Raw genomic sequence first — 12,504 nt, 5'->3', positions numbered from 1 at the left:
GTGAAATCCGGGATTCGCTGGAGAAGCTGCGCAGCCTGCCCTTTGTAACCGAGCGCGGGCAGCGCCTGGTCCTATCCGACGTGGCGGAGATCCGTATCACCGACGGTCCACCCATGCTGCGCAGCGAAAACGCCCGCTTGTCAGGTTGGGTCTATGTGGACATCCGGGGTCGCGACCTGCGCTCGGCCGTGCAAGACATGCAAAAAGCTGTCACCGACAAGGTCAAACTGCCGCCAGGCTATTCCGTCTCCTGGTCGGGGCAGTTTGAATTCCTCGAGCGCGCGACGGCCAAGCTTAAGGTGGTGGTACCGTTCACCCTGCTCATCATCTTCGTGCTGCTGTATCTCACTTTCAAGCGCTTCGATGAAGCGTTTCTGATAATGGCCACTCTTCCGTTCGCTCTGGTGGGTGGCATCTGGTTGCTGTACATCCTGAGCTACAACCTGTCGGTGGCCGGCGCCGTAGGATTTATCGCCCTTGCCGGTGTATCCGCAGAGTTTGGGGTGATCATGCTGCTGTATCTGAAGACAGCCTGGGACGACAAGCTCAAACAAGGAAAGACCAGCACCGCTGATTTGCTGGAGGCCATTCGCGAAGGCGCTGTATTGCGCGTACGGCCAAAAGCGATGACGGTAGCCGTCATTCTTGCAGGTCTGTTTCCGATCATGTGGGGAACGGGAACCGGTTCGGAGGTCATGCAACGGATTGCCGCCCCGATGGTGGGCGGCATGATCACTGCGCCTTTGCTATCCATGTTCGTGATACCTGCGGTCTATTTTTTAATCCGTCGGAGGCGCGCACAATCTGGCCAAGCAGCAGGCGCATCATCACACTAAGCCTTCGCATGGTGAATTTTTTACATTTCCACAATGCCCCTTAAAGATCCTCTTCAGAATCTGCGTACCTCGATAGACGCCGAACGCTTGGAAAACTTGCAGCGACTAGAAACTTTGAAAATTCTCTGCGATTCCATGATGGCTTACCAGAATGGGACAGGCCCGGCGCCGACAACTGAGGATTTCGAAGCTTGGCGTACTCGGGTAGAAGAAGCAATTCGAAGGCGCAAGGCGGGTATGCCTTAGTGAGCGGGAGACATCTGTGAGGGCCTCTAAGTATTCAGTAATGGCTGATCCGCAAACGATCCCACATCGCTTACCGCTTGAGCCGGTCGATGATCTGACGGGAATGGAGGTAATGCATCCGATCAAACCGCTCCTGCTCGCCGAATTGCGACGTCGCTCCAAGTAATGGTTCCCAAAAAAACAGCCCTGGTTCAAAACTAGTACCTCGGCCACTGCAGGCCCAGTGGCGACGTGCGTAGTTGTCGTGATCGCGAAAGTCCCATGCAATCTTTCCTTTGCGTACATCCGCCGCACAGTGTTGCTCCCACGCGCGGAAACTGTCGAAACAGGCGGCCGCCAGAATGCCCCCATTCAACCAGGCTTCAAATTTTTTAGTCCAATACACAGAAGGAATAGGCGCGGTCATTGAAATCCAACCCAGCAATCCATAAGCAACAGCTGGGCGTTCGGGCCTTTCCGACATTCTCGATGGCACCCGCCTGCCCTCCTAATGCATACGCCATCGCATAAACGCTAAAGCCGTCGCACAGAATGCATCAGTTTTTTCACCGTCGAGGTCCCACCAAAGTGACTTCATTGCATAGCGTGCGCAAGCCCGGTGACCGCAAACACGATGTCGCCAGAGATACCGACGGATCGCTCTATAGATCGCTGTAGCCTCAGCGAGTTTCTGATCGGTGCCGTTTGCAACACTACCGCACCCGGGGTACCTTGGTACCAATTGCAGCTCTTACACAATTTTTCTGAAGTTAGGTACCCGAATAAATGCCTGGATGAACACATTCGAAATAGGCCTTGACCCTAAGGTCGTGCTCTCACTCCCTAATGCTGAATTTTCCCTCTTCAGCAAGAACGTCTCCCAGAGTAAAGTAGAAACACGCGCCTTCGCCCAATGCAGCCTCCACCCAGATCCGCCCAGCATGGTGCTCAATTTTCCGTTTCACAATCGGCGCGCCGGGCACTGGGCCTATAAGCGGAACTCAGGCTTAGGGCCCTTAGACACCTGAGACTTTGATCGGCAATATGTTAGTGAAAATGTATTCTATAAGTTGTAGTCCTTTAGAGATCGTCATGCTCGAATCACAAAAAAATAACTGCATCGAAACGACCTAAACACAAATTCTCTGAAGTCCTGAAAATGGCCAGGGGATTGCTGGGCGTTTCACAGGAACAATTTGGCTTGGCCTCGAGCCGCACGTATGTCAGCCCCCCGCCTAGCCTACGTGTCTAAGCTAGCCGCCAGGGATGTTCAAAAACTCTTGAGTCGCGTTTCGGATGAGCTGAAATGCATAGCGAAGCTGGACCTGAAAAGCTCGAGCTGAAGTTCGAAGTTCTGTGGCCAGGCGCACTATTGGGCGCTAATGGGAAGTGGCGTAACGATGGCCCCAACTATTACAACGCCAACGACGATGCCGCCGCTGTGCGCGCTTGGCTTGAAAGACAGCAAACTCGTGTGACAAAGACGAGTCTTGATAGTTACACAAGCGATATCGAGAAGCTCATTTTCTGGGCCATCGCGATCAGACTCAAAGCCTTGTCTTCGCTTGAGCATGACGATTTGATACTGTTCAAATGCTTCCTGCGCAACCCGCCTTCCAACTGGACGGAAAGCTGCCCGTTCCTACGCGCGGCGCCGCAATGGCGACCGTTTCGCAAAGCCTTGTCCACCGGAACCGTCTTGCAGGTTATGCAGGTGATTCTGATGTTGTACGCGGACTGGTACGCGGCGGGCTATCTGAAGGTGGACCCGATGTTGGGGCACCGTGCCGCCTTGGAGGGCCCCAAGCCTGAGCGCAAGCACAATTACTGGCTCACGCGTCGGCACTGGAGCATCATCCATCAACAGCTGGAACAGCTGCCTCCTTCCCCCAGGCAGCGATTGCTGCGAGCGTCAATCCTCCTGCTGCAAAGGGCCGGTGTAAGTTGCAGGGAGGCCGTGGAGCTCTTCTACGGCGACCTAACGTTCTCGGGAAATAATTGGACTACGACCCTGGCAAAACGCAGAGGTCGCAACCAGACGGGTGTCGTGCTCGACGAGGTTGTTCTGCAGGCGCTGCTCGAACACAATATGGACAGGCAAGCTTATGTGGCCGAGGGGCGGATGGCCCGATTCTCCGACGTTCCCGAGGAAAACATCCCACTCCTGAGCGTTTTTGAGATCAGCACGACGCGGGAAACCGAACCCGCAGTGCCGCAAAGGCCCACAGAGAAATTGACCCAGCCCACGTTAACCGGTGACCAGCGCGCAAAATGCATCCGCGATCTCATCATGGATTTCATGCAAGAGCTGTCGAATCTCCCACAACTGCTGGCAAAAAAAGAGGAATTTATTGCCATCGCTGCCCACTGGTTGCGCGATCCGGCACGGCAAACGGAAACGATACGTCGGCAGGTTTTGCTCAAAAAGCAGCTCGGGCTCACCTGCAGGGAAGTAGTGGATGAACCGGATGTTGAGCGTAAAGAGCTCTTCGCCATACTGGAAGCGCGAGCGTGGCCTTTTCCTAACGCCACGGACCCTCAGTGAAGGCCAGTGCCCCGGCTCGTAGCGCCTGGGTTAGCGGGACTGGAACTCCCGTACATTCCTTGATGTTGGATCACGGCGGCCCTCAGGGAATTGACAGCGCTGCGAGACGTCAGGCCGTGAGCTTCTATCGGACGCTCGACCAGCCGGGCAATAAACAGCTTGCCATACCGGGGAAACACCACATAGTTCAGCCGGTCTTTGACGCCGAACAAGCGATGGAGTTTCAGAGCCAATCCTGAGTGTGGTGACGGCAGACACAGTTTGCCACTTTTCCATTCATTGCGGCGGGTTTTGATCAGGCCCACCCGGGCAAGTTTTTCGAGAAACTCCCTCGCTTGGGGCGCTTGCGGCCTGTTGCTGGGAGCACGGGCGGAGTCTTCACGGTGCCTGACAGGAAGGTAAGTACACGGCCTCGCGCGTTTGCCGATCTTCCAACGTCCGTCCTGCTCCACGGTGGCGCACCACCGGTACTTGCCGGCCATGACGGAAGTGTCCCAGCCCCACGATACGGACTGCTGCGCCACCATGCCAAGCATCTGCTCGTGGGCTTCCATCCACATCGCGGACAGTGCGAGGCCGGCCGCGTGCATCTCCAGCCATCCACGGGCAGCGTTGCCGACGGCGATCTTGAGGTTATAGGGCGGCAGACCCGGCAACCTGGCTCCGCGCCTGTAACCATTTCTCGCGACCGTGGTACGTACTTGCCGCAGGTCGTGGCTGCCCCATACGGCGGCCAGCCATATCAGGTAGGTAAATGCGGAACGGGCGTCTGGATACCGTTGCAAAAAACTCAAAATCACGTCACTGTCGCTGGACATCGAGATGCGATCGATCCAATACTGTCCCTTTAGGAAGTGCCTGCGTATATGCCGGTCAAACGATTTGAAAACCTGATGACGCAGGGAAACGATTTCGTCCTTCGGCTGATCAGCTTGATCCGAAGAACTAGGAAATGGCCCCCCCATCGCCTCAAACTCCGCTATCAGGGACTGCACGGCAGCAGGAGGTATAAAGGCGGAAGGCAGGCGAATCTTGGTCAAATCGCTCCACTGCTGCGCGGAGCACTCCAGGCTTCCTTCTCCCTGAAAGGTTTCCCATTTATCCCTCACACTCATCATGATGACGCGATCAGAGGTTTGTTCAAGCCACTGCGCCAGTTCATCGAACGCTTCTGTCTCCCCGGGCTCCAGCAACGGCCGCCGCGCGGTTTCCCGGGTGAAGAAGCCGATTTTTCCGCAATCACACCGACCGGGGATCTGGTAGAGCTTTGACCTGGTGCAAGCGCTGATGGTGCGCCCGCATGGGCATTTATCTTCGATCTCGCAACCGTGAATGGGACAGCGCTCCACAGCCCGCATGGACATCAATGTGCTGTGGTAGCCGAGTCCCAGACATTGCCGGCAAAATCGCACGGTAGCGGTATGAAACAGGTGGCAGGTCCACGGGGCCAACGCCTCCAACGTGGCAAGGCGGAAGTTGGTGATGGGCTCGCCCAGAGCCTGGGCAAACTTCTCCAGATCAATCACACTGTTGTTGGTGATCAGACTGTTATGTTTTGCCGAATAACCAAGGCGTCGCTTCGCATAGGGGTCTATCGTACGGGGCGTAAGAGCGTTGAGCTGCACCACCCTGTGCATGGTGTGCCATAGGGAAGCATAGGGCAACAGCGACCCAGCATGCCAGGTCAGGTCCGACAATTCGGAGGATTCAGTGGTAGGTTTGAGCATTTTTCGATGACCGCCCGGGAATAAACACGAGGCTCATGAGCCTCGTATGGCCGGTATCGGACACGGCTTGCTTCCACGCGTCAAAGCTCGTGCATTGCTCCCATGCCGATCCGGCAGCAGCGGTCTTGAGCAGTACCTGCCGCGCTCCAATCGTAATGCTCTGCATTGGAAACTCGATGGGGCCACTGTAGTTAGCCGGCAGGAGCGTATTCAAAGAGCTCCATAGTTCGTGCGTGTAATTCTTGACGCGGAAACCCTCGGCAAAGGCTTGTGGTGCCAGACCGGCCGTGTAGCTGATGCCCGAACCTTCAGGCCATTCGCTGTCCTCGTCGTAACCCTGTAGAACAAACTTAAGTTCTTCGGGGGTTCGAATTCCCCGGAAAGGCCAATCGTGCAGCATAAACCGCGCTGACACATGGGCACTCCCAGTTAAGGCAAGGGTGCGCGGCCGGTCGTTGAACTGGAACGCGGCCACCGAAATGACACAGAGTTGCACTTTCTCGCCCTCCAAGGTCGCATGCAGTTGCACAAGCCAGCGCCACTCGCGCTCACTCATACTTTGGGCTTCGTCGATGACTAGGACGACATAACGGTCCGACGAAAGACAGGCGATCTGGACAAAGCGCTCCACCAGTTGATTCGAGATCGTAGTGCCGCGCCGCTGTCCCACTGGGCCCTGTCCCGTTGCTGCCAAGAGCTTGCCATGCAGCATCCCCGGTGATGACGAACCTCCATCTTGGTGTGACCAGATCACCAAGGGAACCGGGCCCCCCATTCGCTCGGAAAGAAGTTTTCGCAGCCAGTATGTGAGCACATGGGTTTTTCCGAACTGCGAGGGGCCGTAGATGATGGCGCCTTTGATTCGGTTGTAAAGCCAGACGAATACGACGTCGGCCATCTCCGCGGCCGCTGGCGTAAAAAGGCCGTAGTCTTTGAGCACCACGGGGTGCCTGGAATCAACCTGACTGGGTACCAAGGGCGGGATCATAAAGAACTCCGGTTGGCGGCCTTTCGCCGTTGGGGTAACTGCTCTTGCGCCTGAATGGGGCGGGCCTGATTCACAGGAGCATCCGAGGGGTTTGCCGGGCGGGCAGTATCAAAGTCAGGCGCATTGCTTGCCGACGGGGCACCACGCCTTGCCCGCTCCACCATGGATTCTCCAACCAGGCGTTCCGCGGTCACCTGCATGATCCGCCGCGCTTCCAGATAGGCCGGGTGGGGGGCGAGCTTGCGGTCAGGACTGTTTTCCGCATAGTCGATAAGTTGCATGACGGGACAGGTGTTTCGGCTGAGATGGATCAACTTGCGATTGGACAATGAGCGGATAGCAGACCTCACGTACAAACTGTGTGGGCTGTGATTCCAGGGGGGCGCCGCATTCATGAAGCCGAGGTCTTCGCCATCTTCCGTGGAGACAGAAACCAGCCGGACATCGTCCTCGTCCTCAGCGGATACCCACAGCAATTTGCCAACCAGTTCCAGCCTTGACTGAAGCCATTCACTCGAATACTCTGCGTTGAAAAAATTGACATGGATACCTGTCAGACCATTGGAACTGGCCAAGACTGGGCAGAGTTTTCGGCGGCAAAGAAGGCGTCGGACTAAAGCAGGATCCGCCTGGCGGATGTAGTTTTCCGATTTGGAGGCCAGGAAAAGCAATTGCGAAAGCGGACTGCGATAGCCGAGACTAGAATGGGGCGTAGCGTTGTAGTTTGCTAGGGTGACCTCCAGCAGCTCGTGCAAATATTCCAGTTGAAACCCGCTCTTAATGGCCTCCTCCTCTGGGTCACGGCCACGCCTTTCGCTCGGCTTGGATCCGGTGCTCATCGAAAGCTTTTTCAATATCGAAGCTATTTGCCTGAAAAAAGTTTCGATGAAAGGCCGGTCATCAAGGCTTCGCCGGCTGCTGTATGAGTCAGAATCTTGAGGACACACCAGATTGGCATCCACAACATCCTTCAGGATGTGCCTCACGCGTTGGCATACATTGGCAAGCGCGCCGTCTACACTGAACTCATCCCAACAGGCGCCCACCAACTTCGGGTCAAAGCCGCCAGGAAATCCAGCGCCGCTGCTGTACCCCTTATCTAAAGAAAACTGCAGCGGCTTCGGTCTCCAGGGCTGCAGGGCGAACTTGATCGCACCGATCACGTCATCAGCGGAGGGCTCCCGCCTTAAGGAGAGGAAATAACCCAGGACGCAGCGGCTGCGCACTTCGATGATGACAATAACCCAAAGCCTATGCACCAAAACAGGCTCCAACCTGCCGTCATGACTTGGAACGAGAACTGTGCAGCGGACGTCGAGTTTGTGGCCATCGCATTCAACCCGCCGGTATAGGGGTAAATGGGGCCGTTTCGTGCCATCTCCGGCCTTGGCTTTTTTGACTACTTCGGGCCCGCCCAAGATGGCTCGAGCTTCCTGTGGATTCTCAGCCAGCACTTTGTTGATGAATGCGCCTATGGTGACCTGGCCTTGCTTGGCAACGGTGAACGGCCACTTGCTGCCTGCGTCAGGGGTAAGTTTTCTTGCCTCTTCCAAAAACCAGAGAATCAAATCCTGCTTGGGTTGTCTGTGGCTTTCAAAGTGGCGCCGGTTTTTCTTGAGAATCTGGTTTATGAAGCGGTCCTTCAATTTGCTGCCCTTTTCGGTTGAAAAAAGCAGCTGTAAAGCACCTACAGTGCCCATTCCCCACGGATCGGGCTCAAGCGGTTTGCGGCGGATATACGCCTTGATACGTTGATGGGGGTTGATGCCTCTCCAACCATAAAGCCGTCCATCTTCGTGGGTCACCAGGCATCTTTCGGTAATGAGCCTGTGAATAGAGCCGCGCCCAAAACCTGTCTCGGCCTTGATGTCATCTTCGCTGGCTCCCTGCAAGTAAAGCAGGATGCCCTGCTTACGTCGGAGAAAGAGTTCCCTTCTCTTCTCAGTTAGGGCACCAACATCAAAATCTGGCCACGCATCAGTATCTAACTCAGTGCGAGCTATAGACGTTAGGCGTTCTCTCGCCCCAATCCGACGGCGCTTGCCCATGGTAATGAATTAAGTGCGCTACAAAGATACAACTTCGGTTATGCAAGTCAAGTGTTGTCAACTTTGGTTGCAACTTGGGACGTAGAAGTAAAAAAGGCGTTGAAATTTGCCCATGGCGAGAGCCTGACCGCGGCCTCGATTTGTTTACAACTTTGCTTAAGTAAACGCCGCATGAGGCCAGGCAAAACAGCCCTGACCCGCTGTAACGTCTTTCTTCACCCGGCCTGCGATTCTTGAGCTGCCTTCACGCGGCTGCGGCCCTTCACAAATGAAACCCGGGGCCGGCTTTAACCCCACCGGCGCGAGGCGGCCTGGGCCATAGGACAATGGTTTCATGAACTCTGTCATCAGCGCGCCGCCTGTTGTGATTCCCGGCCTGAAGTGGGCCAATCGATTTGCCCGGCTGGGTACGGACTTCTACACCGACCGCCTTCCCAGCCCTTTGCCGGCACCGTATTGGGTCAGCCGCAACCAGGCCCTGGCCCGTGAGCTGGGCCTGGACGAGGCCTGGTTTGAATCGCAGGAAGCCCTGGCGCTGTTTACCGGTAACCAGGTGGCCCCCGGCTCGCAGCCGCTGGCCAGCGTCTACAGCGGCCACCAGTTCGGCCAGTGGGCCGGCCAGCTCGGTGACGGCCGGGCCATCCTGCTGGGCGAACTGGCCACCCCGGGCGGGCCGCAGGAAGTGCAGCTCAAGGGCGCCGGCATGACGCCTTATTCCCGCATGGGCGACGGCCGCGCCGTGCTGCGCAGCTCGATCCGCGAATACCTCTGCTCCGAGGCCATGCATGGCCTGGGCATCCCGACGACCCGCGCCCTGTGTGTCACCGGCTCGGATGCCAAGGTCCGGCGTGAAGAGATCGAAACGGCTGCCGTGGTGACCCGCACTTCGCCGAGCTTCATCCGCTTCGGGCACTTCGAGCATTTCAGCTACAGCGACCAGCACGGGCAGCTCAAGGTGCTGGCCGACTTCGTGATCGACCACTTTTACCCCGCCTGTCGCGACAGCGCCCAGCCTTATGCCGCCCTGCTTCAGGCCGTCAGCGAACGCACTGCCCACCTGATGGCGGCCTGGCAGGCCACTGGTTTTTGCCACGGTGTGATGAACACCGACAACATGAGCATCCTGGGCCTGACCGTCGACTACGGTCCTTTCCAGTTTCTCGATGCCTTCGACCCGGGCCACGTCTGCAACCACTCGGACACCCAGGGCCGTTACGCCTACAACAAGCAGCCCAACATCGCCTACTGGAACCTGTTTTGCCTGGGCCAGGCCCTGCTGCCGCTGATCGAGGCGCAGGACCAGGCGCTGGCCGCGCTGGAGTCCTACAAGACCGTTTTCCCCGAGGCGCTCGAGGCCCGCATGCGCGCCAAGCTGGGCCTGCCGGATGCCCGCTCCGAAGACAAGGCCCTGATCGAAGCCACCTTCAAGCTGCTGGCTGCTGACAAGGTGGACTACACCATCTTCTGGCGCCGGCTGTGCCACTTCCAGACGCCCCAGGGCCGTGAAACGGTGCGCGACCTGTTCCTGGACCGGGCCGCCTTCGACGCCTGGGCGCTACAGTATTCAGAGCGTCTTGCGCAGGTGGATCAAGGGCTGGCGGCCGATTTAATGCTTAAAAACAATCCGAAGTACGTGTTGCGCAACCATCTCGGCGAACAGGCCATCCAGGCGGCGAAACTAAAAGACTTTTCCGGGGTCCACACCTTGCTCACCCTGCTGCAGGCCCCATTTGAAGAGCATCCAGGTCACGACAGCCATGCCGGTTTTCCGCCCGACTGGGCGGCTTCCATCGAAATCAGCTGCAGTTCGTAGGCGTCAGCAGATCCCAGAACATCCCCAAAGGTAAAGCCATGCCCCCTAAGATCCAGAAGACAGATGCCGAGTGGAAAGCCCTGCTCGCCGAGAAGGGTGCCGAGCCCGGTGCTTTCGAGGTGACCCGCCACGCGGCCACCGAACGCGCCTTCACCGGCAAGTACGACAAGACCTTTGAGCCGGGCACCTACCGCTGCATCTGCTGCGATGCCGAACTGTTCGACGCCTCGACCAAGTTTGACGCGGGCTGCGGCTGGCCCAGCTTTTCGCAGGAAGTCAAGGAAGGCGCGATCGAAGAACATGTGGACCGCGCCTACGGCATGACACGCACCGAAACGGTCTGTGCCAACTGCGGCGCCCACCTGGGCCATGTGTTTCCGGACGGCCCCACGCCCACCGGCCTGCGCTACTGCATGAACTCCGCATCCCTTGATTTTGAGAAAAAGTGACCAAGCCTCCACGTTTGTCGCTGCGCCCGCGGCCCGGCCCTTCGACACAGGCCGAAGCCGGTTCCGCGGCCCCTGCTTGAAAAGAACGGGGCGTTGCCCCTGATAATCTGCTGATGAAAATCCTGTTCGACTTCCTGCCCATTGTTCTTTTCTTCGGCATGTTCAAGTACGCCGAGGCCAACACCGCCTGGTCGGCGCAGACGGCGACCGACTGGTTCGGCTTCATGGTCTCCGGCGGCGTGGTCGGGCCGGCCGAGGCGCCGGTGCTGCTCGCCACCGTGGTGGTGATCCTGGCCACCCTGGCGCAGATCCTCTGGCTGGTGGCGCGCGGGCGCAAGATCGACACCATGCTCTGGGTCAGCCTGGGACTGGTCACCCTGCTGGGCGGCGCCACGATTTATTTCCACAGCGAAAGCTTCATCAAGTGGAAACCCACCGTGCTGTACTGGGTCATGGGCGGCGCGCTGCTGGTCGGGCAGCTGGTGTTCGGCAAGAACGGCATCCAGCAGCTGATGGGCGCGCAGATGACGCTGCCGGACGCGATCTGGCGCAAGGTCAACTACAGCTGGATCGCGTTTTTCGCGGTCATGGGGGTGCTCAACCTGTGGGTGGCCTTCAATTTCCCCACAGCCACCTGGGTCAACTTCAAGCTGTTCGGCGGCCTGGGCCTGATGCTGGTTTTTGTGCTGGCACAGGCGGTGTTCCTGAACAAACACGTCAAGACCGAACCATGATGCCCGCTGCCCCCTCCACCGCCCTGCCCGTTCACGCGGCCCGCATCGAGGCACAGCTGCGCGAGCGCCTGAGCCCGGGCCTGCTGGAGGTGATCGACGAAAGCGCCGCCCACGCCGGCCATGCGGGCGCCAATGCGCAAGGTTTCGGCAGCCACTTTCGCGTGCGTATTGCGAGCCCGGCGTTTGACGGCAAGAGCCGCGTGGCCTGCCATCGGCTTGTGTATGATGCACTGCAAAATTTCATTGACCAGGGCCTGCATGCACTGGCCATTGAAATTATTAAAACGCCCTGATTTGGGCACCCCGGCAACGGGGCCGCCTCTCACCCCTCCAAAGAGTCCCCAAGGAAACCATGAAAAAACATCTTTTACTGGCAAGCGCGCTGACCGGCCTGATGGCTGTGGGCGCATCGGGTGCATTTGCCCAGAACATTGCCATCGTCAACGGCAAGGCCGTGCCCAAGGCCCGTGTGGACGCGCTGGCGCAGCAACTGGCGCGCTCCGGCCGTCCGGTCACCCCTGAAATGCAGGGCCAGATCAAGGAAGAAGTCATCGCCCGCGAAGTCTTCATGCAGGAAGCCGAGAAACGCGGCCTGTCGGCCAGCGACGACTTCAAGACGCAGATGGAACTGGCCCGCCAGGCCATCCTGATCCGCGAGCTGTTCGCCGATTTCCAGAAGAAAAACCCGGTGACCGATGCCGATCTCAAGGCAGAGTACGACAAGTTCGTCGCAGCCAATGGCGGCAAGGAATACAAGGCGCGCCACATCCTGGTGGAAAAGGAAGACGAGGCCAAGGCCATCATCGCCAGCCTGAAAAAAGGCGGCAAGTTTGAAGACATCGCCAAGAAGTCCTCCAAGGACGCCGGCTCCGGCGCCAACGGCGGCGACCTCGACTGGGCCAATCCGAGCAGCTACGTTCCCGAGTTTGCCGAAGCCATGACCAAGATGAACAAGGGCCAGCTGACCGATGTGCCGGTGAAAACCCAGTTCGGCTACCACGTCATCCGCGTGGACGACATCCGCACTGCCCAGCTGCCACCGTTTGAAGAACTCAAGCCGCAGATCGCCCAGCAAATGCAGCAGCAAAAACTCGGTGCCTTCCAGCAAGGCCTGCGCGAGAAGGCCAAGGTCGAGTGAT

11 protein-coding genes are annotated in these 12,504 nt (G+C 58.0%); 7 read left to right on the top strand and 4 right to left on the bottom strand.

The window, feature by feature from the left end:
- Positions 1–836, top strand: an 836-nt coding sequence (locus PSV26_RS18095; RefSeq protein WP_300572679.1) for an efflux RND transporter permease subunit, incomplete at its 5' end; no start/stop codon positions are given.
- A 316-nt stretch (positions 837–1,152) separates the two neighbouring features.
- Here the strand turns inward: PSV26_RS18095 and PSV26_RS18090 are convergent.
- Complete coding sequence (locus PSV26_RS18090; protein WP_300572676.1) at positions 1,153–1,488, bottom strand: hypothetical protein; 336 nt, start codon at positions 1,486–1,488, stop codon at positions 1,153–1,155.
- A gap of 879 nt (positions 1,489–2,367) precedes the next feature.
- Here PSV26_RS18090 and PSV26_RS18085 point away from each other — a divergent pair.
- Complete coding sequence (locus PSV26_RS18085) at positions 2,368–3,606, top strand: hypothetical protein (protein WP_300572674.1); 1,239 nt, start codon at positions 2,368–2,370, stop codon at positions 3,604–3,606.
- On the opposite strand, the gene PSV26_RS18080 is transcribed toward PSV26_RS18085, so the two are convergent.
- The 3 genes from PSV26_RS18080 to PSV26_RS18070 are packed head-to-tail and all read right to left on the bottom strand — an operon-like array spanning position 3,600 to position 8,369.
- Complete coding sequence (locus PSV26_RS18080) at positions 3,600–5,333, bottom strand: hypothetical protein (RefSeq protein ID WP_300572672.1); 1,734 nt, start codon at positions 5,331–5,333, stop codon at positions 3,600–3,602. The two genes, PSV26_RS18085 and PSV26_RS18080, sit on opposite strands and share 7 nt — an antisense overlap.
- Entirely contained in the window at positions 5,314–6,321 is a 1,008-nt protein-coding gene (locus PSV26_RS18075; protein ID WP_300572669.1) for an ATP-binding protein, read from the bottom strand. Before PSV26_RS18075 ends, PSV26_RS18080 begins: the two co-directional genes overlap by 20 nt.
- A complete protein-coding gene (locus PSV26_RS18070; RefSeq protein WP_300572666.1) occupies positions 6,318–8,369 on the bottom strand; it encodes a hypothetical protein in 2,052 nt (683 codons plus the stop codon). Before PSV26_RS18070 ends, PSV26_RS18075 begins: the two co-directional genes overlap by 4 nt.
- A 334-nt stretch (positions 8,370–8,703) precedes the next feature.
- Here PSV26_RS18070 and PSV26_RS18065 point away from each other — a divergent pair, with 334 nt between their 5' ends.
- From PSV26_RS18065 to PSV26_RS18045, 5 genes are all read left to right on the top strand, one after another.
- Positions 8,704–10,182, top strand: a complete 1,479-nt coding sequence (locus PSV26_RS18065; RefSeq protein WP_300572663.1) for a YdiU family protein — start codon at positions 8,704–8,706, stop codon at positions 10,180–10,182.
- A gap of 38 nt (positions 10,183–10,220) precedes the next feature.
- Complete coding sequence (msrB, locus tag PSV26_RS18060; RefSeq protein WP_300520800.1) at positions 10,221–10,631, top strand: peptide-methionine (R)-S-oxide reductase MsrB; 411 nt, start codon at positions 10,221–10,223, stop codon at positions 10,629–10,631.
- A gap of 113 nt (positions 10,632–10,744) precedes the next feature.
- Positions 10,745–11,365, top strand: coding sequence for a septation protein A (locus PSV26_RS18055; protein ID WP_300572661.1), 621 nt, complete (start codon positions 10,745–10,747; stop codon positions 11,363–11,365).
- Positions 11,362–11,658 carry a BolA family transcriptional regulator gene (locus PSV26_RS18050; RefSeq protein WP_300520796.1) on the top strand — a complete coding sequence of 99 codons (297 nt, stop codon included), beginning with the start codon at positions 11,362–11,364 and terminating at the stop codon, positions 11,656–11,658. The genes PSV26_RS18055 and PSV26_RS18050 overlap by 4 nt, the downstream gene beginning before the upstream one ends.
- A gap of 59 nt (positions 11,659–11,717) precedes the next feature.
- On the top strand, positions 11,718–12,503 hold the full coding sequence (locus tag PSV26_RS18045) for a peptidylprolyl isomerase (protein WP_300572658.1): 786 nt from the start codon (positions 11,718–11,720) through the stop codon (positions 12,501–12,503).
- Position 12,504 lies beyond the last annotated feature (1 nt).

This window comes from Polaromonas sp. (assembly GCF_029945685.1).
GTDB lineage: Bacteria > Pseudomonadota > Gammaproteobacteria > Burkholderiales > Burkholderiaceae_C > Polaromonas.
Note: the sequence above shows the minus strand (reverse complement) of the source record. Positions and strands in the feature narration are given on the sequence as shown.

Bases quoted from the DNA above. Each gene is read 5' to 3' on its own strand.
- msrB (WP_300520800.1), top strand. From the start codon at position 10,221: ATGCCCCCTAAGATCCAGAAGACAGATGCCGAGTGGAAAGCCCTGCTC.
- PSV26_RS18085 (WP_300572674.1), top strand. From the start codon at position 2,368: ATGCATAGCGAAGCTGGACCTGAAAAGCTCGAGCTGAAGTTCGAAGTT.
- PSV26_RS18090 (WP_300572676.1), bottom strand. From the start codon at position 1,488: ATGACCGCGCCTATTCCTTCTGTGTATTGGACTAAAAAATTTGAAGCC.
- PSV26_RS18080 (WP_300572672.1), bottom strand. From the start codon at position 5,333: ATGCTCAAACCTACCACTGAATCCTCCGAATTGTCGGACCTGACCTGG.
- PSV26_RS18065 (WP_300572663.1), top strand. From the start codon at position 8,704: ATGAACTCTGTCATCAGCGCGCCGCCTGTTGTGATTCCCGGCCTGAAG.
- PSV26_RS18075 (WP_300572669.1), bottom strand. From the start codon at position 6,321: ATGATCCCGCCCTTGGTACCCAGTCAGGTTGATTCCAGGCACCCCGTG.
- PSV26_RS18070 (WP_300572666.1), bottom strand. From the start codon at position 8,369: ATGGGCAAGCGCCGTCGGATTGGGGCGAGAGAACGCCTAACGTCTATA.
- PSV26_RS18045 (WP_300572658.1), top strand. From the start codon at position 11,718: ATGAAAAAACATCTTTTACTGGCAAGCGCGCTGACCGGCCTGATGGCT.
- PSV26_RS18050 (WP_300520796.1), top strand. From the start codon at position 11,362: ATGATGCCCGCTGCCCCCTCCACCGCCCTGCCCGTTCACGCGGCCCGC.
- PSV26_RS18055 (WP_300572661.1), top strand. From the start codon at position 10,745: ATGAAAATCCTGTTCGACTTCCTGCCCATTGTTCTTTTCTTCGGCATG.